Origin of the sequence: Geobacillus sp. GHH01 (genome assembly GCF_000336445.1) — a bacterium.
Taxonomy (GTDB): domain Bacteria; phylum Bacillota; class Bacilli; order Bacillales; family Anoxybacillaceae; genus Geobacillus; species Geobacillus zalihae.
In genome coordinates this window covers 1,595,138-1,616,642 of sequence record NC_020210.1, presented here as the reverse complement: position 1 = coordinate 1,616,642, position 21,505 = coordinate 1,595,138, and the positions used below count along the sequence as shown (strand labels likewise).

The following is a 21,505-nucleotide window of genomic DNA, read 5'->3' as shown; positions in this document are numbered from 1 at the left end:
CCTTTGTCCGAATTCATTGTTATGGATATGCAGGCATTTCCGCTTTTAGCATCCCAGTTGGCGGGCGATGACGAGCCGTTGGATTTCTGATGTGCCTTCGCCGATTTCCATGAGCTTGATATCCCGCAAATGGCGCTCAACGCCGTACTCTTTCATATAGCCGTATCCGCCGTGAATTTGAATCGCCTGGTTGCAGACGCGGAACCCCATTTCCGACGCAAACAGCTTGGCGAACGATGCTTCTTTTGTAAACGGTTTCCCTTGGTCTTTCAACCAAGCCGCCTTGTACACCATATTGCGGGCAAGCTCAATTTCCATCGCCATGTCAGCGAGCTTAAACTGGATCGCTTGAAACTTGGAAATCGGCTGGCCAAACTGAACGCGTTCTTTCGCGTATTGAAGCGCTTTCTCAAACGCCGCTTGCGCGATGCCGACGGCTAAAGCTGCGATGGAAATGCGGCCGCCATCAAGCGTGTACAAAAACTGTTTAAACCCTTTTTGCGGGTCGCCCAAGACGTTTTCTTTCGGCACGCGGACGTTCTCGAAAACAAGCTCGCACGTATTGGACGCGCGCACGCCCATCTTGTCGTAATTCGAACGGATCGTAAATCCTGGGGAGTCAGTTGGCACGATGAGAGCGGTGATGATGTTTTTGCCGCGCGCATCTTTGCCTGTCACGGCGGTGACAATGACTTGCCGCGCGTATTGGGCGTTCGTGATCCAGCATTTTTCGCCGTTGATGACATATTCATCGCCATCGAGCACCGCTGTTGTGCGCGTGCCCCCAGCATCGGACCCGGCGTTCGGCTCCGTGAGCCCAAAAGCGCCAAGCGTCTCTCCTTTGGCCATCGGCACGAGCCATTTTTGTTTCTGCTCCTCTGTTCCAAAGTAATAAATGGGACTCGCCCCAAGTGACACGGCGGCCGCATAGCTTAGCCCGGTGCCGCCGCAGGCGCGGCCGATTTCCTCAACGGCGATGGCATACGAAATCGTATCGCCTCCAGCGCCGCCGTATTCTTCCGGAAACGGCAAACCCAATAGCCCCAACTCGCCCATTTTGCGGAAGACATCCAGCGGAAAATGCGCCTCTTCATCCCATTTCGCCGCGTATGGGGCAATTTCCTTCTCAGCAAAGTCGCGAACCATTTCTTTAATCATTTGTTGCTCTTTTGTTAATGAAAAATTCATCCTGTCCCTCTCCCCCATAGAAAATGTTCTATCATTTGAACCGACTAGTCGGTTTTAGTAAGAAAACGAGTGTAAACGGTTTTGATTTTTGAAGCGTTTTCAAAACCGACTAGTTGGTCTGTATACGATCAACAACTTATTCGGCGGCCGGCCGCAACAAAAACCGCGCCGCCGCTGGGTTTTCTGGTGTGCGGAGCACCGCATGCAAAATGAAATCGGCAAAATACGCCGCGATCTCCTCAATTGACAACGGACCATCCGGATTGTACCATTTGTATGTCCAGTTGACCATGCCGATAATGGACATGCCAGTAATCTCCACCGACAGCTCCGGACGAAACTCGCCGGCCTCGATTCCCTCGCGGATGACGCGAAAAATAATTTGTTTAAATTCTTCGCGCTTTTCATTGATCGGTTCGGCGTATTCCGGTTTTAAGTACGTGCTTTCCTGGTAAAACACGGTGATGTGTGGTTTATACAAATGAAACACTTTGACAAACGACTGAACGATGGCGTACAAGCGCTCAGTCGGCGTAGGGAAGCCCTCATACGCCTCCTGCGCTTTTGTCAGCGCATACGTAATAAAGACGTCATGAATATGGTAAAGCAACTCGTCTTTTGATTTAAAATTATGGTAAAACCCGCCTTTCGACGTATCGCTTTCCGCGACGATGCGGTCGACCGTCACGCCATGGTAGCCATATTTCTCAAACAAATGAAGAGCGGTGTCGATAATGCGGTCTCGAAGCGGTTTCTCTGCCATAACAGTCTCCTTCGCCTGAACTGTAAAACATTTCGAAAAAAGCAAAATCTTCTTCTTGTTTATTAAGATACTCGACAGTTGCAGCCATTGTCAACAAAAATCGTTCCGGCGCCCGAAAAATGGAGGCGTCTTTCGCCGCACATCGTCCGATCGGCTGCGCGAGCCCTATCCCCTAGCCGCACGAACTGAAACAAAACAGATGACCTATACATAACCACGGCCGTTTTTCCAAAAGATAAAAACCGGAGGTGGCTTCCATTGGAACCGATGCTATGCCCAAACTGCAAAACGAACCGGACGCGGTTTCATCTCATTGAGCAGCACCCGCGTGCGGTCAAGCTCGATCCGCACACCGGCGACATCGAGCACGAATACACAAACGAAGCGCTCGAACCGTTCCATCTCCCATACCGCGGCCCGAGCTACCGCGTCCAATGCGGCGTCTGCGGGCTGATCGAAGATGCGGACATGTTCATTCAGCGCGCTAAATCGTCTCCATTGAGGTGATTCGATATGGCGAACAAAAAACAAACACCTTCTTCCATCGTAGACCAAAAACAGCTCGTCAACGACAAGGCAAAAGCGATGCAAGAGCGCGGCGGCGAGCACATTCGCCGCGGCACGCCCAACGGCGCAGACGGACAATAACCGCCAGCCTGCTTTTGTACACAAGCAAGCTGGCGGGACTTCCGCCCTTCTAACGGTACATCGCCCACAATCCGATATCGCGAAAACCAAGGCGATGGTAAATGCGGCCGGCGGTTGGATTGTCGTAAAACAAGCACGGCATCTTCCCTTCAGCGAGCAAATCGCAAACGAGCTTCGCCACGATGGCGCTCGCATATCCTTTCCCGCGATGTCCTTGATCCGTGCAGACGCCGACGATCATCGCCGACAATGAGTTTTCCGCTGATGTCGATGCGGCGGCCACCATTCGGCCGTCTTGTTCAATGTAGTACGTTCTAGCTGAATTGGTTTCCATCCCTTTCACTAGCATATCGCGGGACGACGGCCTCGTTTCAAATTCGGCAATGCGGCGCCGCAAGTCGAGAATCCGGTCGACATCGGCCAATTCGGCTTTTTTGACGGCGAACGCCCCCATTTCTTGACGGGCGTATTCATCCGTCCGACACTCGCAAAAGTAAAGCGTTCGCTTCTCCCCAAGCGGCAGCCGCTCTTCGAACTGCCTGGCAATGTCCGCCTTGCCGGACAGCTGGATGGACGATGATTGGGCTGTCTCGCGGATGAGACGAGCAAAGCCATCGGCATCAAAATCGCCAGGCGCGTACGGAATGTAGGAATCGTAATAACGGAGCAGCACCGCCTTCAGCGAGCCGGCATCGTCAAACTGCCCCCAAACGTCTTGGAAATCGGCGTCATAGCCAAACGACTCAATATCGCCGATGATAAATAAATTGAACGACGGATCTTGCCGCAAAAACGAAAATACTTGTTGATCGTCTTCGGCCGTTAACCGGCGAATCATAGAATTCCCCCGCTTTTCGAATGATATTTTTTCCATTATACTATGAATCATCCCTGTTGCCAATGGCATTTGTGGCGTCAAACCGAGAGGACTGCCGATGCCCCTAAGTCTGCATCGGCCAACTGCAAAGAAAGGAGGAAGCCCGCTCTCAAAAAAGCGAGGCGACGATGCCGATGAAGTTTACTGACGATCTGTACGAATACTATAAAGATCGACTGACCGGAGATGAAGAAGACGCCGAAGCGGTGGCGATGTCGATTTTGGATGAACTCGACCGCCGCGATGTGCTCAAGCTGATCGGTGAGATGACTGATGAAGAGCTGCTTGGCATGTTCGGTTTGTATGTCCTGGAAAGCTTGAAAGCGAAAATGGCCCGCGAAGGCCTCGGCGCGACGCGGCCGCAAGATGCGCCGCGCGTGCATTGACAAAACAAAACGGCTGTCCCCCATGTCATAAGGAACAGCCGTTATGTTGGGCAAATGATGGTTTCGTATTCATCCTATTTCGCGCAGGAGACTCCCACTTCAACGACCAAAGGGAGTAAGTGGGAGAGGAATGTGCGTTCCCCCTTTCTTTTGTGTATGATATAATAAAGGCATGGAGAAAACCGTTCAATAAAGGCACTCCAATAACGGCTGCTCGATGGATGGAGTTGGTTGCAGGAAACGTTGCAACCGTAAAACATCGAGCGTAGGTCTGTCTGTTGTGTGTGGAAGCCAAGTACTGCCAACAGACACACCGAGAGAATCGGTAACGATGCAGGCATGACCTGCGTCGTTGGGCAGTCGTCAACCTGCCCCCTGATGCAACCCCAAGTCAAGGAAGGAGGACGAAGTCCGTTTGCACTTCTGGGGAGTTGCAAGCCCCCACTTCAAGCGTTCGCGAAGTGGGGGTAGTTGACTTGGCAGCCCTGTGAACATGATTTCCAAGACGGCTTTTCCACTGTTTGCTTAACAGACAGTGGCGAAACACAAACCGTTTTCCATCGCGCGCTCATCGGTAAAACTGTACATCGTAGCCTTCTTTCAACAACACTTGGTAGATTTGCTGAATGTGGTCTTCGTTTTTTGTCTCGAGCGAAAAGTGAATTTCCGCCTGACCTGGCAGCACTTTGGCGCCGATGCGCTGATGATGAATCGACATCACGTTTGCCTCAAGCTCCGCAATAATGCGCAGCAGCTTGTTCAACTGGCCCGGCTTGTCGGAGATGACCGTTGTAAACGTAACGAATCGCCCGGCTTCGACGAGCCCCCGCTCGATGATGCGGGAAATGAGCGTCACATCGACGTTGCCGCCGCTTAAAATGGCGGCGACTTTTTTGCCGCGAAACGGCAGCTTTTGATACAACAATGCCGCCAGCGGACAAGCTGCCGCCCCTTCGATCAACAGCTTGTTCCGCTCGAGCACATACAGCATCGTCCGCGAAATTTCCGCCTCTTCCACGCATACAACGCCATCGACGTATTGCTCAATGTATTGGTACGTAATATTGCCCGGCTTTTTCACGGCAATCCCATCGGCGATCGTATTCGATGCGGCAATGGAGACGGGCTGTTTATGGCGTATGGCCGCCGTCATGCCGGGGCAAGCCGATGACTCAACGCCGTACACTTCAACCGACGGCTTCAGCTGTTTTAACGTAAGCGCCACCCCCGCAAGCAACCCGCCGCCGCCGACTGGACAAAGAACGACATCGACGTCGGGAAGCTGCTCGATCAGCTCTAAGCCGATCGTCCCTTGGCCGGCCATCACCGCCAAGTCGTCAAACGGATGAACAAACGTCATCCCCCGTTCACGCTGCAACTCTAACGCATATTCCAAAGACTCGTCAAACACATCGCCGTACAGCACGACTTCCGCCCCGTAGCTTTTCGTCGCTTCAATTTTGCTGAGCGGCGCGCCTTTTGGCATGACGATCGTGCACGGAATATGAAGCATGCCGCTCGCATAGGCGACCCCTTGGGCGTGGTTGCCGGCCGAAGCGGCGATGACGCCGCGCGCCCTCTCTTCTTCCGTGAGCGACATAATTTTATTGAATGAACCTCTTACTTTAAACGAGCCCGTTTTTTGCAAATTTTCGAGTTTCATATATACATCATTGCCAGACAGCCGGCTGAACGTTTGCGAATGCTCAAGCGGCGTTTGATGGACGATGCCTTTCATTTTCGCTCGCGCTTGTTCAATGTCTGCTAATGTCAACATCATCAAACCACCCTTTCTGATCGGCGATCGGTTCGTTTTCGCTCCGTTTTATTATATACAAAGCATTTCGCCGCCGACAAATGTTGCTTTTCTTTTGGATGGTCACTCTTTTTATTGATTATTTAGCACATAGTTTTTTATTATAAAATATATTGTTGAACGAACCCATCACTGCGATCCGTTGCATTTTGTCAGCTGCTTGAAGGTAGGGGATTTGACAAAAACCATCGCAAAACCGATTCTTTTCCAGTTGAGAAACTGTGTACAATCGTCTTCTCTTTTTTGACGAACTTTGGCATGGTATGCAAAAACCATTTTTGTTCATTCCATTGATGATTTAGCACATTGTTTTATCAATTAGGAAATTCGTCTTCATTTGGCTGTGATCCATCAAAACCTAATAGCGCCAATGGAATCCTTCGCCCGTTTGATGGGAGAAAGCGGTTGGGAAGATCCACGATAGGCAAATGCGAGCGAATTTGCTAATATGAAAGAAAAGCATTCGGAATACGAAAGGATGAAGCGATTGTGACTAAAAAGTTGTACTATACAGCGCCGGATGTTGCCGCGTGGACAACGGCGATGACAAGCGTCCGCCAAGGCGGCGAAACATATGTCGTCAGGATGTCCGCCATAGCCAACGGAGGGCGGTTTTTGTAAAATAAAAAACGAAATGTGCAGCTAAGGAGTTTGGAAAGATGAACGATCGACTCGTACAATCGCAAATCGAAGAACTCGAACGAAAGCTGCGCGCTTATGAGCGGCTCATCGAAAAGCTTCCGTTTCCGTTCACCTTTGCCGATTATGAAAGTGGAATCGCCATCGAAAAAAAGCGCGGCGACGTCCGGCCGCACCTTCGCACCATTCCGCCGTCCCTTGAAAAGGAAGCCAAATGGCAGTGGGATATTGACTTGCATCGCGACGTACCGTTTGAAAAAGTGGAAGCCTTTTTGACGCCGTTGCTCGATCTCGTTCCGCACCACATTGTCTTTGTCGACGCTCAAGGGATCATCACGCTTTGCAATTTGCAGGCGGCTGTTGACACCGGCGTGGATCGCGATGCCATCATCGGCAAACATATTCGCGAGCTGCTGAAGCTCCCTGATGAGCTGATCGCGACGCTCGAATCGCTTGAAAAAGGCGAGCCGCTTTACAATTACGAAGTGCTCGACCGATTTTACGGGATCGTCAACACCCGTTTTATTTACAACGATGACGGATCGATCAAACGAGTCATCAGTATGTTTCAGTCGCTCAATATGATGAAAGAAACAGAAAAGCTGGCGGTCGCTGGCCGCATCGCCGCCGGCATCGCCCATGAAATCCGCAATCCGCTGACGACGGTGCGCGGATATTTGCAACTATTGAAAAGCGACTTGCCGGATCGCATCGCCTCGCTCGTTGAGCGGCTTTTAATTCCTGAGCTCGACCGGGCGAACGACATTATCACGGATTTTTTGAATATCGCCAAGCCGGCGGACGTCAAAATGGAGACGTTCAACTTGCACCGCTTTTTGCGCGACGATGTCGGCGTCCTATTGCAAAGCGAAGCGCTATTGCATAACGTCGACGTCCATTTTGACCTTGATGACCAGCTTGACGATTACGAAATGAACGGCGACCGCAGCCAGCTTTTGCAAGTGTTTTTAAACTTATTTCGCAACGCCGTGGAAGCAAAAGTGGCGAAAACGATGAGGGTGTCGATCTGCAGCCGAAAAATCAACCATCTCGTTCAGCTTCGCTTCTGCGACGATGGACCCGGCATTCCGCCGTCGGTCATCGACCATGTTTTCGATCCGTTTTTTTCAACGAAGGAAACGGGAACTGGGCTCGGCCTGTCATTATCGAAAAAAATCGTCGAACTGCATCGCGGGACGATGAAAGTGCAAAGCGACGCGCACGGCACATGTTTTTTGATCGAATTCCCGCTTTGCAGCCAACCGCCGTTTCTTTCGTCATAAATCGCTTCCGAAGAGGGGGCCATCCCAGCTTCGGAAGTGGGGAGATTGATGATTTAGAACAATGTATCACTTTATCACAGAAAAGGAGGAGCCATTATGGCAACGACCGCTCCGCCCAACGGCAAATGGCGGCGCCTGTTCGCCTTGTTTCTTCCCATTTTTGTTTCGCAAACCGGTCAATATGCCATGAACTTTGTCGATGTCGCCATGTCCGGTCATGCGAGCGCCGAAGATCTTGCCGGCGTCGCGATCGGCTCAAGCCTATGGGTGCCGGTGTTTACCGGCGCCGGCGGCATTTTGCTCGCCCTGTCCCCGATCGTCTCACACCATTTCGGCGCCGGACGGCATGACTCGATCACTCGCGCCGTCGCCCAGGCGCTCTACTTGGCTGTCGCGCTTGCTGTCGCCATTGTCCTGATCGGCGCCGCTGCCGTGCCGTTTATCTTGAAACAGATGTCTTTGGATGAAAACGTTCGGCATATCGCCTTTCATTATTTGCGCGCCTTGTCGTTTGGGATCATCCCTCTGTTTCTTTATTCTGTGCTCCGCTATTTCATCGATGCGCTTGGGCAAACGAAAGTGACGATGTGGATTACGCTCACCGCCTTGCCGGTCAATATGCTGTTCAACTGGTTGTTGATTTACGGGCATGGCGGATTTCCGCGCCTTGGCGGCATCGGCACTGGTTACGCGACGGCGATCACGTATGCGTACTGCTTCGCGGCCGCTGCCTTTGCCGCTTTGAAATTTCGGCGCTTGGCTCCCTATCGTGTACTCGTCCGTTTCTACCGTCCGTCATGGGCCGCATGGAAAGAGTTGCTGAAAACCGGGGTGCCGATCGGGTCGGCCATCTTTTTTGAAACGAGCATTTTCGCTGCTGTGACGCTGCTTGTCGGCCGGTTTGGCGCGGAAACGGTCGCCGCGCATCAAAGCGCCCTCAACTTCGCTTCACTGTTGTATATGATTCCACTCAGCTTATCGATGGCGCTGACGATCGCCGTGGGCGTTGAAGCCGGGGCCAACCGTTATGAAGCCGCCAAACAATATTGCTTGATCGGCATCACCCTCGCCTTGGCCGTCGCCGCCGCAGCAGCGCTGTTCCTTTCCGCCTTCCGCAGCCATGTCGCCCGGCTGTATACAAACGATCCGACAGTGGCGGCGTTGACAGGGAAGTTTTTGCTCTATGCGATCTTCTTTCAAGTTTCCGATGCCATCGCCGCTCCCATCCAAGGAGCGCTGCGGGGCTATAAAGAGGTAAACGCCGTTTTTTGGTCCGCTCTTCTCGCCTATTGGGGCGTTGGGCTTCCGCTTGGCTGCGCGCTCGCTCTACTGACTGCCGCCGGGGCGTTCGGCTATTGGATCGGCCTGATCGCCGGATTGGCAACGGGCGCGCTGTTTCTCAGCTTTCGCCTGCGGGCCGTTTGGCGCAGACATGACAGCGGGCGTGCGCCATGCGCCTTTTAAGAGGGAGCGGTCGATAAACAAGGATGTCCCGCCCAGTTCTAGGGACATCCTTTTTGTTGCAGCATGATGGATCATGCAGTCGACAAGGCCGGTTTCCCTTAGCCGACCTCGTTAGGCGACGGCTGCTGCTTCATATACTGTAATACATCGAGGTCGATTTTTCCTTTCTCCACTTGGCGCTCCTCAAAATTTTCTGTATGTATATACACGGTCAGCGCCTCATGAAGCGCCTCGCGATCCGCCGAGCGCTCTTTCGACAAATAACCGAGACGGACCAAGTGGGCGGCCACCTCTTCCTTTACCGTTCCTTCAATCGCTGCCACTTTTTCGGGACGCGGTTTCTCAAAGTAAAGCTGGCGCAACTGATACAAGCGAATAAGCTCCTCGATCGGCCGCGGGTGATCATCGACGCGCAAGTCGATATAACGGTCATTGTAGCCGCCATATCCCCCTCCTTCTTTCACGACAAGCAAGGCGGCCGACTGTTGCCCGCGGCGGTCGCCCCCCGCTGCCTGACCAGCTTGAAGCGCCTTTAACAATCGCTCGGCGAGCGGACCTTTTGTCTGCTCAAACGCCCTTCCCATTGCCAGCACCGTTTCCTCGCCGGCTAAAATATTGCCTTGAGCCGCATAGTTCGGCCCGGTGATGCCCCCGGCCCACGGGTAACATTTTTTCCCGGTGAACGTCGCCGCCCGTCCTTTCGCATCCACGATGCCGACTTGGCGCAAATCGCGCTCACTGTCATCGGCAACGAGCAACTCAAGCGTTTCTTGCGCCGATTTCCCTTTTGCCATCCATTCGAGGCCGCGCGGTCCGTACGACGTGTTGGCGTACGATTGCGTCGCCACCGCTCCGACGCCCGCTTTCGCCCACGGAACAACCGCACCAACGCCTAAAAATTTCGATTGAACAGCGATGCCAAGCTCCCCGGTCGCCGGATCGAACGCGACGATCGAAAACGTCGCGACGATGTCTTTTGCAATATGTGTCATTTCCCCGTCCTCCATATGCTTTCCATTTTCTCATCGTTTATGATTTCTCCACTTCCTTTCGTTGTTCCTGCCTGTTCACAAAAAAAGCGGGGGAAACAGCCGTTGCCCGGCCGTCTCCCCCCGCATGCCCATCATCCGCCTAGCACCATGTTGCCCCGACGATAATGAGCAAAATAAACAAAACGACGATCAGCACAAAGCCGTAGCCGTAGCCGCCGTAACCCGGATAACCGAAGCCATAGCCGCCCCAGCCCCAGCCGCCATAAAAGCCATATGGCATATTCGTCACCTCCTTGCTAGCAAGTAAGAGGCATCAGTACACCCAACCACCGATACATGCACATCCGACAATAATCAACAAGATGAACAGAACGACGATCAACGCGAATCCGCCGCCGTAAGCTGCACCCATTTGCCAGCACCTCCTTCGTTTTTGTACTAGTAGACTATTCAGAAGCCGAGGAAATGGTTAGATGTTTCGGCAAAAATGGGTATTTGCCGCAACGTAAAAAAAAACGGTCCATCCGCGGACCGATGTTATGCTCCGAGCGAGTTTCGCTTCCATTTTTTCCGCCCCGGCGCTTGCTTGATTTGAACAGCGGAAAACAAAATAAGCGCCGTCCAGATGCAGCTAAACGCATAAAAATGCGCTTTCGTAAACGGCTCGCCGAACAAAAAGACGCCAAGGAGAAGGCTGATCGTCGGCGAAATGTATTGCAAAAAACCAAGTGTTGTCATTGACACACGCTTCGCCCCTTTGGCGAAATACAAAAGCGGCACGGCCGTCGCTGGCCCGGCTCCAGCCAACAGCGCCCATTGCCACCATTCGGCCGTCTTGACGAGGGCTGGCGTTTCGTTGTACACACATAATAAGTAAACGGCTGAAAGCGGCATGACGGCCATTGTTTCAAGCGTCAAGCCAATGGACGAGTCAACGCTGGCCAGTTTTTTCACTAAGCCGTAAAACCCGAACGTCAACGCGAGCGATATGGCGACCCACGGAAACGCGCCATATTCCGCCGTCATCGCCGCCACGCCGGCGGCGGCAAGAAAAACAGCGGCCCACTGCCCAACGCTCAACCGCTCGCGCAATACGATCGTCCCAAGCGCCACGCTGACAAGCGGGTTGATATAATAGCCGAGGCTCGTTTCAACGACATGATGATGATTCACCGCCCATATGTAGACAAACCAGTTGGCGCTGATGAGCACGGCAGCAGCGGCGATCCCCCATGCCTTAGCCGGCTTACGGCGCATCGCCCGAAGCTCCCGGCGGAAGGCGCCAAGCTGCCCATTCGCTGCCAGAAGGATGGCCATAAACACGAACGACCACACGATGCGGTGCGCCAAAATCTCAAGCGCCGGGCGCGCCTCTAGCAGCTTCCAGTACAGAGGCAATACTCCCCACAGCAAGTACGAAGCAGCCGTATACAAGATGCCTTGCTTTTCTTCGCTCCAATGCCCCACGTCGTCTTCTCCTTTTCCATGATCATTTCTGTTTCATTATACCGCCGCCGCTTCACTTTATCCATCAAAACACTCACCCGCATCGCTCGACGCGGTTGCCCAATGGAGAAGGGGCGCAGCTGAATATGAGCACCCGCCCCCTTCGCGGCCCGTTTGACCGCCGCCCTTTCTTATTTTTTCGCTCATCAAGCGACACAGGCACAGCCAACAATAATCAGTAAAATGAACAGGACGATGACGACCGTATAACCGCTGTTGACAAAACCGCTCACGGCGGGCACCTCCTTCATCGGTTCACAGGGCCATCATATGCGCCCGCCCGCCCAAACGGCCGGGCGAATGCCCAAATTTCTAGAAGATTGGTGAAAAACCGCGTTTTCTTCAAAAAGATTGGTCCACGAACGCACGGAAGAGCCGTTGATCCATTGGCGAAAGCTCCTTGCTGGAGCGTTTTCTCCGTTACATCACCGACCTTCCAGAAAAACGCCTATTTTTCTTTCGTCCCCGTCTCTCCCCACCAACCTTTTCGCTTAAAATAGAGGGCGATGAGCATCGCAACAGTTGCCATGAGCAACAAGGCAAACGGGTAGCCGTATCTCCATTTCAGCTCTGGCATAAACGCAAAATTCATGCCGTATACACCGGCGATAAACGTCATCGGCAAAAATATGACGCTCACCAATGTCAATGTCTTCATAATGACGTTCATATGATCTGATTTGAGCGACAGTTGCAAATCGAAAATGGCGGACAATGATTCCTTAAACGCGTCGAGCGCGGCGGGCACGCGTGAGAATCGCGACGCCACTTCCTCGATATACGGATTCGTCTCTTGATTGATATACGGCAAATCAGCGTGGCGGATCATTTTGATCGCTTCTTCCTGCGCCTCGGCGATTTGGCGCAGCTCATGAAGATGTGTTTTCATCCGATAAATCTCGCGCCCGATTTCGTTGGCAAACGGGGTCGCAAACACTTGCCGTTCAAGCGTCTGAATGCGGTCAGCGATCTGATCGATGACTTGCAAAAAACGGATGGCGGCCAAGTCTAAAAAGTGATACAGCACGTACCCAGGATACAGCGCCTGACCGCGATGGTTCAACAAACGTTCTTTCACTTGATCAACAAGCGGATCGTTTTCATCCATATAGCTGATCATATATTGGCTGCCGGCCAGCAAACGAACGTTCACTGTCCGGCCAGACGGACGAACGATAAACAGCGATAAGAAGAAACATCCTTCGTATTCGTCAAACGTGGGAATATCTGTCCCGTTCATCAGCCGCTGTTGGGCGAGAGGGTGAATGGACAGCGAAGAAAGAAGCTGCTCCAAATCCGGCTTGGCGGCGGCGGTGAAATGAAGCCAACACGACTGGCTGCCTGCCGGCGCATGGCGTTTGTACGTTCCGTCAACCGTCAAACGAAAGTTATGCTCGATCGCCATAGACTGACGTCCTTTCCATGCAAACGATTTTAATTGTATTGTTTGCTGTTTGACGCAAAACTACTCCCCTCCCGCCGCCAAAAACAAGCCAGTGGCAACGGTTTGGCCGCATCCGCTCGCTGTTGGCGACAAGCAACTTCTCCCGGCTGCATCCCGCCTGCAAAGCGTCACATCCCGACAAGTCATTCGCTGTCTATATAGATGCAACGAAAAAGTTTAACATATCCTTGATGGAAAAGTCACTTGTCCATTTTTCGACTGTCGAAGGCAAGCCACAGGCTTGCCTCCGTCACGCCAAGGCGTGACGGAAGACCGAACAACCACCCGCTTCACAGACCCATACATGGGTCTGAAAGCGGCGTTGTTCGGTCGCCCGACAGTCGATCAAATGCTCGGTAAAAGCTACAAATGTTAAAGCTTCAAATTGCATCTATATAGGCGCCTCGCCGCGTCGGCCCGCCAATGCGCCCGAAGCCAGTCAGCGCACCGCTTCCGGTTCCACATGGACGTGCGTCGCCCGAATGTTATGCCGGTTTCGCATCAAACGCTCGACTTCATCAGCGATTTCATGGCTTTTTGCCACCGTCAAATGCGAGTCAACGCGGATCGTCACTTCCAGCACAATGTCGTTGCCTAACATGCGCGCTTTAATGTCAGCGACATCGCGCACGCCGCTCACCGCTGCAATTTCGTCTTTATAAACGGCGAGCTGCTGTTCATCAAAACCGTCGGTGAGCGTATGCGCCGTCTCCATAAACACCTCCCACGCCGTCCTGCCAATCATCGCCCCGATCACAAGCGCCGCCAGCGGATCAAGCCATGGCCACCCAAGCCGCGCGCCGGCGATGCCAATGGCGGCGCCAATGCTCACCAGCGCATCCGATAAATTGTCTTTCGCCACGGCCGCCAGCGCCATGCTGTTCGTCCGCCGCGCCAGCCGACGATTGATGGCATAAACGCCAATCATAACGGCCGCCGAGGCGAGCGCAACCACAGCCGCTAAAACATCAGGAGCCGCTGCCTTTTCTTTGCCGAACAGCGAGCGGACGCCGCTTGTGATCACGTCAATGCCAATGGACATCATCAAAAAAGCAGCCAACAGCGAGGAGATGTTTTCCGCCCGCGAATGTCCGTACGGGTGGTTGCAATCACGTGGTTTTTTCGCGATTTTCATGCCAATATAGACTGCCGAGGAAGCGATAATATCACTCAAATTATTCCAACCGTCCGCTTCCACCGCATCCGAGCCGAACACCCCCCCAGCCAACAGCTTGCCGGCCGAAAGGAGAAGATAGACGAAAATGCTCAGCAATGCGCCCGCCTCGGCTCCTTGTTTTCGATCCACTTTCTTCACCAACCTAGCCATCTCATTTTTGCACGTATCAGTGTACCAGCTTGAAGCCGGTTGGGTCTACAGCAAGAAAATTTCCTCTTTTCATAAGAATAGGGACAAGCAAATTTTTTTGTCTAAAGGCAAAATTGATCGCATTTGCGTATGATAAACCAAGTCGAAACAAAAAAGGAGAGGAACAGATGTCTGCATATTTAGACTGGTTGGCGGACATGGGGATCGATGGCGCTCACCCAGGCGGTTTTGAGTTAACAAAACAAATCTTACGTAAACTTAAGATCGACCGTTCAACATCCGTGCTTGACGTCGGCTGCGGCACCGGACAGACGGCGGCTTATATCGCCGAACAGTACGGGGCCAACGTCACCGCCATCGACATCCACCCGACGATGATCGCCAAGGCGAAACAGCGTTTTGCCGCCAAGGCGGTCTCAGTCCGTTTGCATCGCGCCTCGGTCGAAGCGCTCCCGTTTCCCGCCGGGACGTTTGACCTCGCGCTTTCTGAATCGGTGCTTGCTTTCGTTTCATTGCCAAACGCGCTCGCCGAAATCCGCCGCGTGCTCAAAAACGATGGCCTATTCGTCGGCATTGAAGCGTGTCATGAGCGGCTGACCGCCGCCGAGCAAAAGCAAATCGCCGCCTTTTACGGCTTCCGTCAGCTCATGACATCAGCGGAGTGGAAAGAAGTGCTCGAACAAAGCGGCTTTGGCTGCCGCCAGTTTTCCTACGCGGCTGCAGCCGAAGCGCCAAGCCTTGGGGCACCCATCGTCATCGCCCTTCCGCCGACACCGGAGATGGCGAGCATGTGGCAGATGCACCAACAGTTGACATCTCAATTCGGCGACCGTCTTGGCTATTGCGTCTTTTGCTGCGAACCATAGCTGGCAAGAAAAACGGCGTCCTCGACGAGGCGCCGTTTTCACACTTTTTTCACTACTTTGAAATATTCTTCAAGCGTCAAGCCGCGCTTTTTGATCACCGCGGCCGCCTTCCGCCCGACATAGCGGAGATGCCACGGCTCATACTTGTAGCCGGTCACCGCTTCCTTTCCTTTCGGGTAGCGGATGATGAATCCGTACTCGTGCGCATGGGCGGCTACCCATTGCCCTTCTTTTGTCGCCCCGAACGATTCGGTCAGCTGACAGCCGGCCGAGCGGCTGCTGATATCGACCGCCAGCCCTGTCTGATGCTCGCTCTGACCTGGATGAGCGACCGCTTGAACCGCTTTTTCCCTCCCCTTTTGCCGCACTTCTTCAGCAAAAATCACCTGCTGCCGCTCGTATGAACGATAAGCGGACACGGCCACCAGCTCAATGCCATCGCGGCGTGCGGCGGCAAACATCTCCTCAAGCGCCGCGGCCGCTTCGGCCCGCATATGCCGCTTTTCCGCGTTCGGGTCAGCACACAAAAACGGCACGCGCGGCACGACCAAGTCCGCCGGCTTATAGCCAGGCGGGAGCGACTGTTCTTTATTGACGAGCACCAAAATGTTGTCAGGGTTTTGAATCACTTTTTGTCCGTTTTGCACCTTGACGATGTTCCAATATTTCGCCTCAAGCTGCAAATCGGGATCGACGGGGCTCTCGCTCGTTTTCCCCTGTTGTTGATGATCGCTTGGGTGCACCGCGCTTTCCGGCGGCTGGCCGGACGGGCCGGCCGCACCGTTGCTGCCGCTCTCCCCTGTTTGGCAGCCGGCGAGCAGCAGGCACACCAACATCGCCGCTTGCCATCGCTGGTTCATGTTCCTTCTCCTTTTCTGTTTTCCCAGGCCCAAGCGCCCGGCAGCCCAATCACGCGCCATTGCGGATCGCCGCTTCAAGCGCCACTTCAATCATCTCGTTAAACGTCATTTGCCGCTCCTCAGCCGTCGTTTCTTCTCCGGTGAGAATATGGTCGCTGACCGTCAGCACCGACAGCGCCCGGCAGCCGAATTTCGCCGCCAGCGTATAGAGCGCCGCCGTTTCCATCTCGACAGCCAATACACCGTAGCGCGCCCACGTTTCCCAATTCGGTTCATCATTGTAAAACATGTCGGCGGTGAACACATTGCCGACTTTTAGCGCCAGCCCTTTTTCCACCCCTACTTCATACGCCGTCCGCAGCAGATGGAAATCGGCGGTTGGCGCATAATCGCGGCCGCGGAAAATGAGCCGGTTCATGTTGGAATCGGTCGACGCGCTCATCGCCAAAATGACGTCGCGGACGCGCACATCCGGCTGAATCGCTCCGCACGTTCCGACGCGGATGAGCGTCTTTACGCCGTAGCTTTGGATCAGTTCGTTCACATAAATCGAAATGGACGGCACGCCCATGCCGGTCCCTTGCACGGAAATGCGCTCCCCTTTATACGTCCCGGTAAATCCGAGCATGCCGCGCACTTCGTTGTAGCATACCGCTCCTTCCAGAAACGTTTCGGCAATGTATTTGGCGCGCAGCGGATCACCTGGCAGCAAAATGCGCTCCGCGATCTCCCCTGCCTTCGCTCCGATATGTACGCTCAATGGGATTCCTCCTTTGGTTTGAACGATTGTTGTCGGGCCATGCCCTCGTCTATCATATCATATGTTTGCGGAAAATGGCAGTCTTCCTTCGAGTAGCCGAGGCGGCGAACGGGCATACTATGTGTGCCTGCCCGAGGAGAAAGGAGGAAAAGACCGATGAAAAAGAAACTCGAACAAGCGGTGGAATACGCCAACAAAACCAATCCATCGTCCAAATCAAACAATCAGCCGTCCACATCGAAAAAGGAAAAGACCAAATTCTAACATCATTCCGAAAGAAGTCTCCCACTTCGAAACGTGAAGGTGCACGAGCACCCGTCCATGTGGGAGATGAATGTTGGCCGGCAATCGCCGTCGGATCGAATCACATGTTGTTCAAACGGGCATCTTCGAAACGAAGGGAAGCGGAAAGGGTCCTTGTGCATTGTCGTTTGGCACATACGCAAATCGCTGAAAGCTCCCCCTGTGCACTCGCGGAGGTGGGTGAGACATTTGCGGGGGAGCCGCTCTCTTACGATGTTTTGGATCGGCGATAATCGCCCCGATGGCGGCGCGCCAAATACCGCTCATTGATATACAGCACCTTTTTGTCTTTGCTGCGCGTATATTTTTTCTCGCGCTCGCGCCGCCTGGCGACAAGCCAACAGGAAAACAAATACAGTGGAAAGACGAGCTGCATCGCGCCGGCAAAGACATACCAAAAACCGTTGATATCGGCCAAATCGCGCAAGTACACGTCGATGCCGCTGAGCCGATAGTACATGTCAGCAACGATGGCAGCGATGATGACGACGTTGACCGCATGGAGAAGGGGCACGCTTCTCCAGCGGAACAAGAGCCGCTCAACTTGCCCTTTGACCCAAAGCAATGCCGCAATCGAGACAACGCACACAAGCAGCGACAGCGCCAGTGCGGCCATCGTTTCGCCCCCTTCCCTCTTTTCTCCTGCGCCCGCCGCATGATGCCGCCTGCAAACATTTTCCGTCGATGAACCGCCGTCAGACCGCATACACTAACGACGACGACGGTTCAAGGAGGGAAAACGATGGGCAAAAAACACCGCAACCGCATTAACGGGCAGAAAAAGAACAACCATATTCCAAAAGAAGCATTGATTGCTGAAGATGAGGCGCATGCCAAAGAATATTCCGCCGCCGGCGGCCGGAAAAACGGTCCGGGCCATCACGACAATCCAGAATCGTGACAAACCGCAGAAACCCTTGTGCGATACAAGGGTTTCTATCGCGGTTCCGACGGCTCGGATTCGTCCCAAGCAAGCGTGACGACTTTTGTATATTCCCCGCGTTCAATTTCCTCTTTTGTCGCTCTTTCATTCAGCTCCTCATCGTCGTCGATGCCCGGGGCCACCATCGGCATGTCGCGCCGCCGTTCGTCATGTTCCATCAAGTCCGCCCCCTTTCCTTTCTTATCCGTTCCCGAAACAAGGGGGCTTTATTCATATTATATCATCTCTAGCTCTTGCTGGCGACTATATTTTCGAATATTCCGTCAACAGATGAGCTGACGTTCCACTTGTTTCCATCCGTCTGGACAAAGGCGATAGTACGTCTGTCCTTTCCGCCCTTCATCGATCAGCACAACGTCCCCAGTCCGCATAAATCGAGCTTGACAGTTTTTCGGCATCAGATCGGCGACATTCAACATCCGATACAACACCGCCAGCACTTCATCATGTCCGGCCGCCGTCACCGTCATGCGGCACACTTGCCGGTAGCCTTTCGTTTCCCCAAAGCGCGGTGTTTGAAAAACGACCGCCTCATATGCACGTTTTGTCATCCACATCCGTTTCCCCCATAAACGAACCATTGTTTTCCTCTCCCTTCTCCCAATAAATCGGCCCTCCGCGTCCCATACTATGGTTGATGTCGAATTCGATCGCGAATCGTCTTCGGAGCCGAGAAAAACGTGTATTGTACTTATTTGGTGATTTGGCGTGTCGATTCCTTCAGCAAACGAGCACTCCTTTTGTCGAAACGATCGCGGTCTTCTGGCAAAAGTCCACAAATGATGCAAAGGAGAGACAGCCTGATGCCGACTCGCCCGTTCGCTTGGCTGCGCCATCCGCTTCAGTATGCCTACCGCTCCTTTTTGTACCGCCATCCGGTCCGCCTCGCCGATGACGGCCTGCTTCGCCGGATGGCCGCCCGCACAACTGTCCCGACTGACGGACCGCTCAGCGCGGAAGAAAAGAGCATTGTTGCCGCCATTCGTCGGAAAACGGCGGAACATAACCGCAACAATGTGACGCGCACCGCCGCCTACTTAGCGTTTTTTGAGCGCCATCGGGAAATTCATTGGGCGTTTTTAGCCCATCTCGTCTCGCGCAACGGCGGTTGGAACATGACGGATTTGCGCGGCGGCCTTCTTCCGTTTTTGCTGCCGGAACAAATCATTGCACCCCTTTTTTTGTTTTTGGAGCGCGCCAATGCCCTCATTTTTCATGATGCCTATCCGCAGCTTCTGCTGTACGAAGAAAGCAAACGGAGGGAGACGCCGCTGTTTCATTTGTTGCCGGCGCTAGCGGTGTCTTCGTTTATGAAGCCGATGTGGGAACATTTTTGGGAAACGGGGAATGCCGCGCTTCTTACGGTTGCTCTGATCATCAACGAGCAGCAGTACATCCAGCTTCGCGTCATCGAACATCCGTTTTTCCGCACCCGCGTGCTGTCAAGCTGGCCGTTTATTGTCGAGCAATGGCTCGGGTTCAACGATGTGCTCATCCCATATGCCAAAGGCCGCCGCGTAGCGCTTGCCGGAACGACCGTGCGCGATTTCGCCGACGTCCACCACCGCATCCATATAGGCAAAACGCTGTACAGTCTGCTGCTGTTTGACGCCCGGCTGTTTCGCGGCGCCTGCCGCTTTGCCCGCTGCGTCCCCCACAGCGGCTCACGCGCCGACTTCTGGCCGCAATCGTTCGCTGAAACGCCTGATGGGCGCCGCTTTTACAGCCCCCGCCTTGAGGAAGCTTGGCCGGATCTTGCGCACCCGTTCCACGATCATCGCGATTGGTTCACCGATGAGGCGATCATGCAGGCGCTTGAAACGCTCCCGCTTCCGGCCTCGGGCGACATGACCAGCCGCTACGAGCGGCATTTGGCCATGATGAAAACAGCCGCCATCGCGGCGGCCAAATCAACTTCATCATAAAACGACGAGGACTACTCCCCATCGATGTCAATCTCTTCATCAATGATGCATTTTTCAAGCAAATAGTCAAACGTAATATCCGCGAGCTCCTCAAGCTCCTCTTGCGTTGGCACAAAGCCGCGGCGGATGAGTTCTTGGTAAAAAAACTCAGCGATTTCTTCCGTATCGATAATCACTTCAATTTCCTTCACCGCATCTCGCCCCCTTTGTAATGTTGTATGTCGCCGCCTTCCGTTTTATGTCAAAAATCATGTTGTACTATTTTTTCAGTCTCCCCCATACATATGTACCAACAAAACAAAAAACACGGAGGCGGACAAAATGGACAAATTCACTGCGATCGATAAAATGATGGAAACAGTTGTCAATGGATTGGGCGCGATCGTCATTTTCGCCGGCATTCCTTATTTTCTTTTTATTCTTTATCAATTTCTATCCTGGTGATCGGCGATTGTCCGCAAACGTTTTACAACTGTTTCCATCATCCGTTGGTACTGTTCATCGCCGAACCATTCATATAACGCTTTATAATCGTTGTACATGTCAAGGAGCTCGTCGACCGACGGCCCTTTCTCTCCGTTGTCGGCCGGCGGCAATAGAAGCGACGCTTTCACCGGCGCGGCGATGACAATATCTTGCACGAGCGTAATAGACGTCTCCTCTCCGTCGGCAAGCGGAATGATGTCTTCCAGATGGACTTCAATCTCCCAACCATCCATCAGCCGTTTCAATTCGTAAATCGTCTCTTCCCATCCTTCCCCGTAGTAGCGGTAAATTTCTGTCCGCACCCCGACAATTTTGAACAAATGGCCGCCATAATCGCGGACGCGGACAATTTCGCCAAGAAAAAACGGCAACTCAATTTCAATCTCTTCCGCGATCCATAAATCACCCGCAAACTCAGACAATAAAATGAGCGCTTGCTCGGCAAACAAGCTATGGCCATGGTTGATTTCGTATAAAAACGTACCGTCAATCTGCTGAATATCGGTGATCGTTCCGACCGTTCCGTACAATGTATTGACGACGATGTCGCCGACGGAAAATTTCGGGCGTTTCGGCGCGCTCATTGGCCTCTCCCCCCTTTTGGAACAAATGGTTAGTATAGTATATGCATGCCAAGAAGGGTGGACACCTGCAACCGCGCGGAAAAAAGCTATTTGAAAGCGCTCCCAATTTATGAAATGGGAACGCTCCCTTAGTTATGCTTCATGCAAAAATTGCTCCCATAGCTCATCAAACACAACCATACTTTCCAAATAGTCACCGTTAAGCTCCAAATAGCCGCTCAGTTCTTCATAGTCCGTCGACCCTTTTGGAAAGCTGTGGTCTTCATACGCTCCGTTCGCAAACCGGACGACCGGATCTTCCTGGTGTCCATGGCGGAAGCGCAGCAAGTAACGGTAGAATGACTTTGCCATGTCCCCCATCCTCTTCCTTTCCTTTTGTTGCTATTATAATGAGCTTTTGGCTGTTTGTGAAGCCTTTTTTCGCCGCTTGTATTCCCATCGTACG

29 protein-coding genes are annotated in these 21,505 nt (G+C 53.2%); 10 read left to right on the top strand and 19 right to left on the bottom strand.

The features are described 5' to 3' along the window. Positions 1-45: 45 nt before the first annotated feature. Together GHH_RS07955 and GHH_RS07950 are read right to left on the bottom strand one after the other, a co-directional pair. A complete protein-coding gene (locus GHH_RS07955; protein ID WP_011231092.1) occupies positions 46-1,188 on the bottom strand; it encodes an acyl-CoA dehydrogenase in 1,143 nt (380 codons plus the stop codon). Between the two features lie 136 nt (positions 1,189-1,324). Next, complete coding sequence (locus GHH_RS07950; protein WP_011231091.1) at positions 1,325-1,951, bottom strand: TetR/AcrR family transcriptional regulator; 627 nt, start codon at positions 1,949-1,951, stop codon at positions 1,325-1,327. A gap of 258 nt (positions 1,952-2,209) precedes the next feature. Between GHH_RS07950 and GHH_RS07945 the strand changes: the two genes are divergently transcribed. Beyond that, positions 2,210-2,458 (top strand): hypothetical protein, encoded by a 249-nt coding sequence (locus tag GHH_RS07945; protein ID WP_013145420.1) that lies wholly within the window; start codon positions 2,210-2,212, stop codon positions 2,456-2,458. 6 nt (positions 2,459-2,464) lie between these two features. Then, complete coding sequence (locus GHH_RS19645) at positions 2,465-2,599, top strand: hypothetical protein (RefSeq protein WP_014195715.1); 135 nt, start codon at positions 2,465-2,467, stop codon at positions 2,597-2,599. 49 nt (positions 2,600-2,648) lie between these two features. Here GHH_RS19645 and GHH_RS07940 read toward each other — a convergent pair whose 3' ends face one another. After that, complete coding sequence (locus tag GHH_RS07940; RefSeq protein ID WP_011231089.1) at positions 2,649-3,437, bottom strand: GNAT family N-acetyltransferase; 789 nt, start codon at positions 3,435-3,437, stop codon at positions 2,649-2,651. Between the two features lie 167 nt (positions 3,438-3,604). Here GHH_RS07940 and GHH_RS07935 point away from each other — a divergent pair, with 167 nt between their 5' ends. Further along, on the top strand, positions 3,605-3,862 hold the full coding sequence (locus tag GHH_RS07935) for a DUF6154 family protein (RefSeq protein ID WP_015374743.1): 258 nt from the start codon (positions 3,605-3,607) through the stop codon (positions 3,860-3,862). Positions 3,863-4,430: 568 nt separating this feature from the next. Here GHH_RS07935 and ilvA read toward each other — a convergent pair. Further along, complete coding sequence (ilvA, locus tag GHH_RS07930; RefSeq protein ID WP_011231086.1) at positions 4,431-5,639, bottom strand: threonine ammonia-lyase; 1,209 nt, start codon at positions 5,637-5,639, stop codon at positions 4,431-4,433. 528 nt (positions 5,640-6,167) lie between these two features. Between ilvA and GHH_RS07925 the strand changes: the two genes are divergently transcribed. From GHH_RS07925 to GHH_RS07915, 3 genes are all read left to right on the top strand, one after another. Continuing rightward, the gene (locus GHH_RS07925; protein ID WP_014195711.1) at positions 6,168-6,299 is read left to right on the top strand and encodes a hypothetical protein; all 132 of its coding nucleotides are present in this window, start codon (positions 6,168-6,170) and stop codon (positions 6,297-6,299) included. A 38-nt stretch (positions 6,300-6,337) separates the two neighbouring features. After that, on the top strand, positions 6,338-7,600 hold the full coding sequence (locus GHH_RS07920; RefSeq protein ID WP_011231085.1) for a nitrogen regulation protein NR(II): 1,263 nt from the start codon (positions 6,338-6,340) through the stop codon (positions 7,598-7,600). A 96-nt stretch (positions 7,601-7,696) separates the two neighbouring features. Beyond that, entirely contained in the window at positions 7,697-9,064 is a 1,368-nt protein-coding gene (locus GHH_RS07915; protein ID WP_011231084.1) for an MATE family efflux transporter, read from the top strand. A 98-nt stretch (positions 9,065-9,162) separates the two neighbouring features. Here the strand turns inward: GHH_RS07915 and GHH_RS07910 are convergent, their stop codons facing one another. From GHH_RS07910 to GHH_RS07895, 7 genes are all read right to left on the bottom strand, one after another. After that, the gene (locus GHH_RS07910; protein ID WP_011231083.1) at positions 9,163-10,056 is read right to left on the bottom strand and encodes a DUF1028 domain-containing protein; all 894 of its coding nucleotides are present in this window, start codon (positions 10,054-10,056) and stop codon (positions 9,163-9,165) included. Positions 10,057-10,195: 139 nt separating this feature from the next. Continuing rightward, entirely contained in the window at positions 10,196-10,336 is a 141-nt protein-coding gene (locus GHH_RS18155; RefSeq protein ID WP_011231082.1) for a YjcZ family sporulation protein, read from the bottom strand. Positions 10,337-10,369: 33 nt separating this feature from the next. Next, entirely contained in the window at positions 10,370-10,468 is a 99-nt protein-coding gene (locus tag GHH_RS18150) for a YjcZ family sporulation protein (RefSeq protein WP_011231081.1), read from the bottom strand. Positions 10,469-10,593: 125 nt separating this feature from the next. Further along, complete coding sequence (gene rarD / locus GHH_RS07905; protein WP_011231080.1) at positions 10,594-11,523, bottom strand: EamA family transporter RarD; 930 nt, start codon at positions 11,521-11,523, stop codon at positions 10,594-10,596. Positions 11,524-11,708: 185 nt separating this feature from the next. Next, positions 11,709-11,813 (bottom strand): YjcZ family sporulation protein, encoded by a 105-nt coding sequence (locus tag GHH_RS18145; protein WP_013145431.1) that lies wholly within the window; start codon positions 11,811-11,813, stop codon positions 11,709-11,711. Positions 11,814-12,010: 197 nt separating this feature from the next. Then, a complete protein-coding gene (gene corA / locus GHH_RS07900; protein WP_011231079.1) occupies positions 12,011-12,967 on the bottom strand; it encodes a magnesium/cobalt transporter CorA in 957 nt (318 codons plus the stop codon). Between the two features lie 478 nt (positions 12,968-13,445). Then, complete coding sequence (locus tag GHH_RS07895; protein ID WP_047753178.1) at positions 13,446-14,333, bottom strand: cation diffusion facilitator family transporter; 888 nt, start codon at positions 14,331-14,333, stop codon at positions 13,446-13,448. 167 nt (positions 14,334-14,500) lie between these two features. Here GHH_RS07895 and GHH_RS07890 point away from each other — a divergent pair, with 167 nt between their 5' ends. After that, positions 14,501-15,199: a class I SAM-dependent methyltransferase gene (locus tag GHH_RS07890; protein WP_015374741.1), complete on the top strand. Its 699-nt coding sequence runs from the start codon at positions 14,501-14,503 to the stop codon at positions 15,197-15,199. Positions 15,200-15,237: 38 nt separating this feature from the next. Here the strand turns inward: GHH_RS07890 and GHH_RS07885 are convergent, their stop codons facing one another. The 3 genes from GHH_RS07885 to GHH_RS07875 all read right to left on the bottom strand — a co-directional run bounded on the left by GHH_RS07885 (position 15,238) and on the right by GHH_RS07875 (position 17,738). Then, entirely contained in the window at positions 15,238-16,059 is an 822-nt protein-coding gene (locus GHH_RS07885) for a D-alanyl-D-alanine carboxypeptidase family protein (protein WP_015374740.1), read from the bottom strand. Between the two features lie 49 nt (positions 16,060-16,108). Next, positions 16,109-16,819: a purine-nucleoside phosphorylase gene (gene deoD, locus GHH_RS07880; protein WP_013145436.1), complete on the bottom strand. Its 711-nt coding sequence runs from the start codon at positions 16,817-16,819 to the stop codon at positions 16,109-16,111. A gap of 511 nt (positions 16,820-17,330) precedes the next feature. Beyond that, the gene (locus GHH_RS07875; protein WP_013145438.1) at positions 17,331-17,738 is read right to left on the bottom strand and encodes a hypothetical protein; all 408 of its coding nucleotides are present in this window, start codon (positions 17,736-17,738) and stop codon (positions 17,331-17,333) included. 126 nt (positions 17,739-17,864) lie between these two features. Between GHH_RS07875 and GHH_RS19150 the strand changes: the two genes are divergently transcribed. Then, complete coding sequence (locus GHH_RS19150; RefSeq protein ID WP_008879283.1) at positions 17,865-18,023, top strand: hypothetical protein; 159 nt, start codon at positions 17,865-17,867, stop codon at positions 18,021-18,023. Between the two features lie 35 nt (positions 18,024-18,058). On the opposite strand, the gene GHH_RS19145 is transcribed toward GHH_RS19150, so the two are convergent. Both GHH_RS19145 and GHH_RS07870 read right to left on the bottom strand, forming a co-directional pair. Further along, a complete protein-coding gene (locus GHH_RS19145) occupies positions 18,059-18,223 on the bottom strand; it encodes a hypothetical protein (RefSeq protein ID WP_015374739.1) in 165 nt (54 codons plus the stop codon). A 105-nt stretch (positions 18,224-18,328) separates the two neighbouring features. Beyond that, positions 18,329-18,646: a YodL-like protein gene (locus tag GHH_RS07870; protein ID WP_015374738.1), complete on the bottom strand. Its 318-nt coding sequence runs from the start codon at positions 18,644-18,646 to the stop codon at positions 18,329-18,331. A gap of 222 nt (positions 18,647-18,868) precedes the next feature. On the opposite strand from GHH_RS07870, the gene GHH_RS07865 reads away from it, so the two are divergent. Beyond that, positions 18,869-19,990, top strand: coding sequence for a DUF2515 domain-containing protein (locus tag GHH_RS07865; RefSeq protein ID WP_015374737.1), 1,122 nt, complete (start codon positions 18,869-18,871; stop codon positions 19,988-19,990). Positions 19,991-20,001: 11 nt separating this feature from the next. Here GHH_RS07865 and GHH_RS07860 read toward each other — a convergent pair whose 3' ends face one another. Further along, positions 20,002-20,181: a YozD family protein gene (locus GHH_RS07860; protein ID WP_011231069.1), complete on the bottom strand. Its 180-nt coding sequence runs from the start codon at positions 20,179-20,181 to the stop codon at positions 20,002-20,004. Positions 20,182-20,311: 130 nt separating this feature from the next. Between GHH_RS07860 and GHH_RS19640 the strand changes: the two genes are divergently transcribed. After that, the gene (locus GHH_RS19640) at positions 20,312-20,434 is read left to right on the top strand and encodes a hypothetical protein (protein WP_013145441.1); all 123 of its coding nucleotides are present in this window, start codon (positions 20,312-20,314) and stop codon (positions 20,432-20,434) included. On the opposite strand, the gene GHH_RS07855 is transcribed toward GHH_RS19640, so the two are convergent. After that, positions 20,416-21,060, bottom strand: a complete 645-nt coding sequence (locus GHH_RS07855; protein ID WP_013145442.1) for a hypothetical protein — start codon at positions 21,058-21,060, stop codon at positions 20,416-20,418. The two genes, GHH_RS19640 and GHH_RS07855, sit on opposite strands and share 19 nt — an antisense overlap. Before the next feature lie 132 nt (positions 21,061-21,192). Beyond that, complete coding sequence (locus tag GHH_RS07850; RefSeq protein ID WP_011231067.1) at positions 21,193-21,411, bottom strand: YozE family protein; 219 nt, start codon at positions 21,409-21,411, stop codon at positions 21,193-21,195. Between the last annotated feature and the right edge of the window lie 94 nt (positions 21,412-21,505).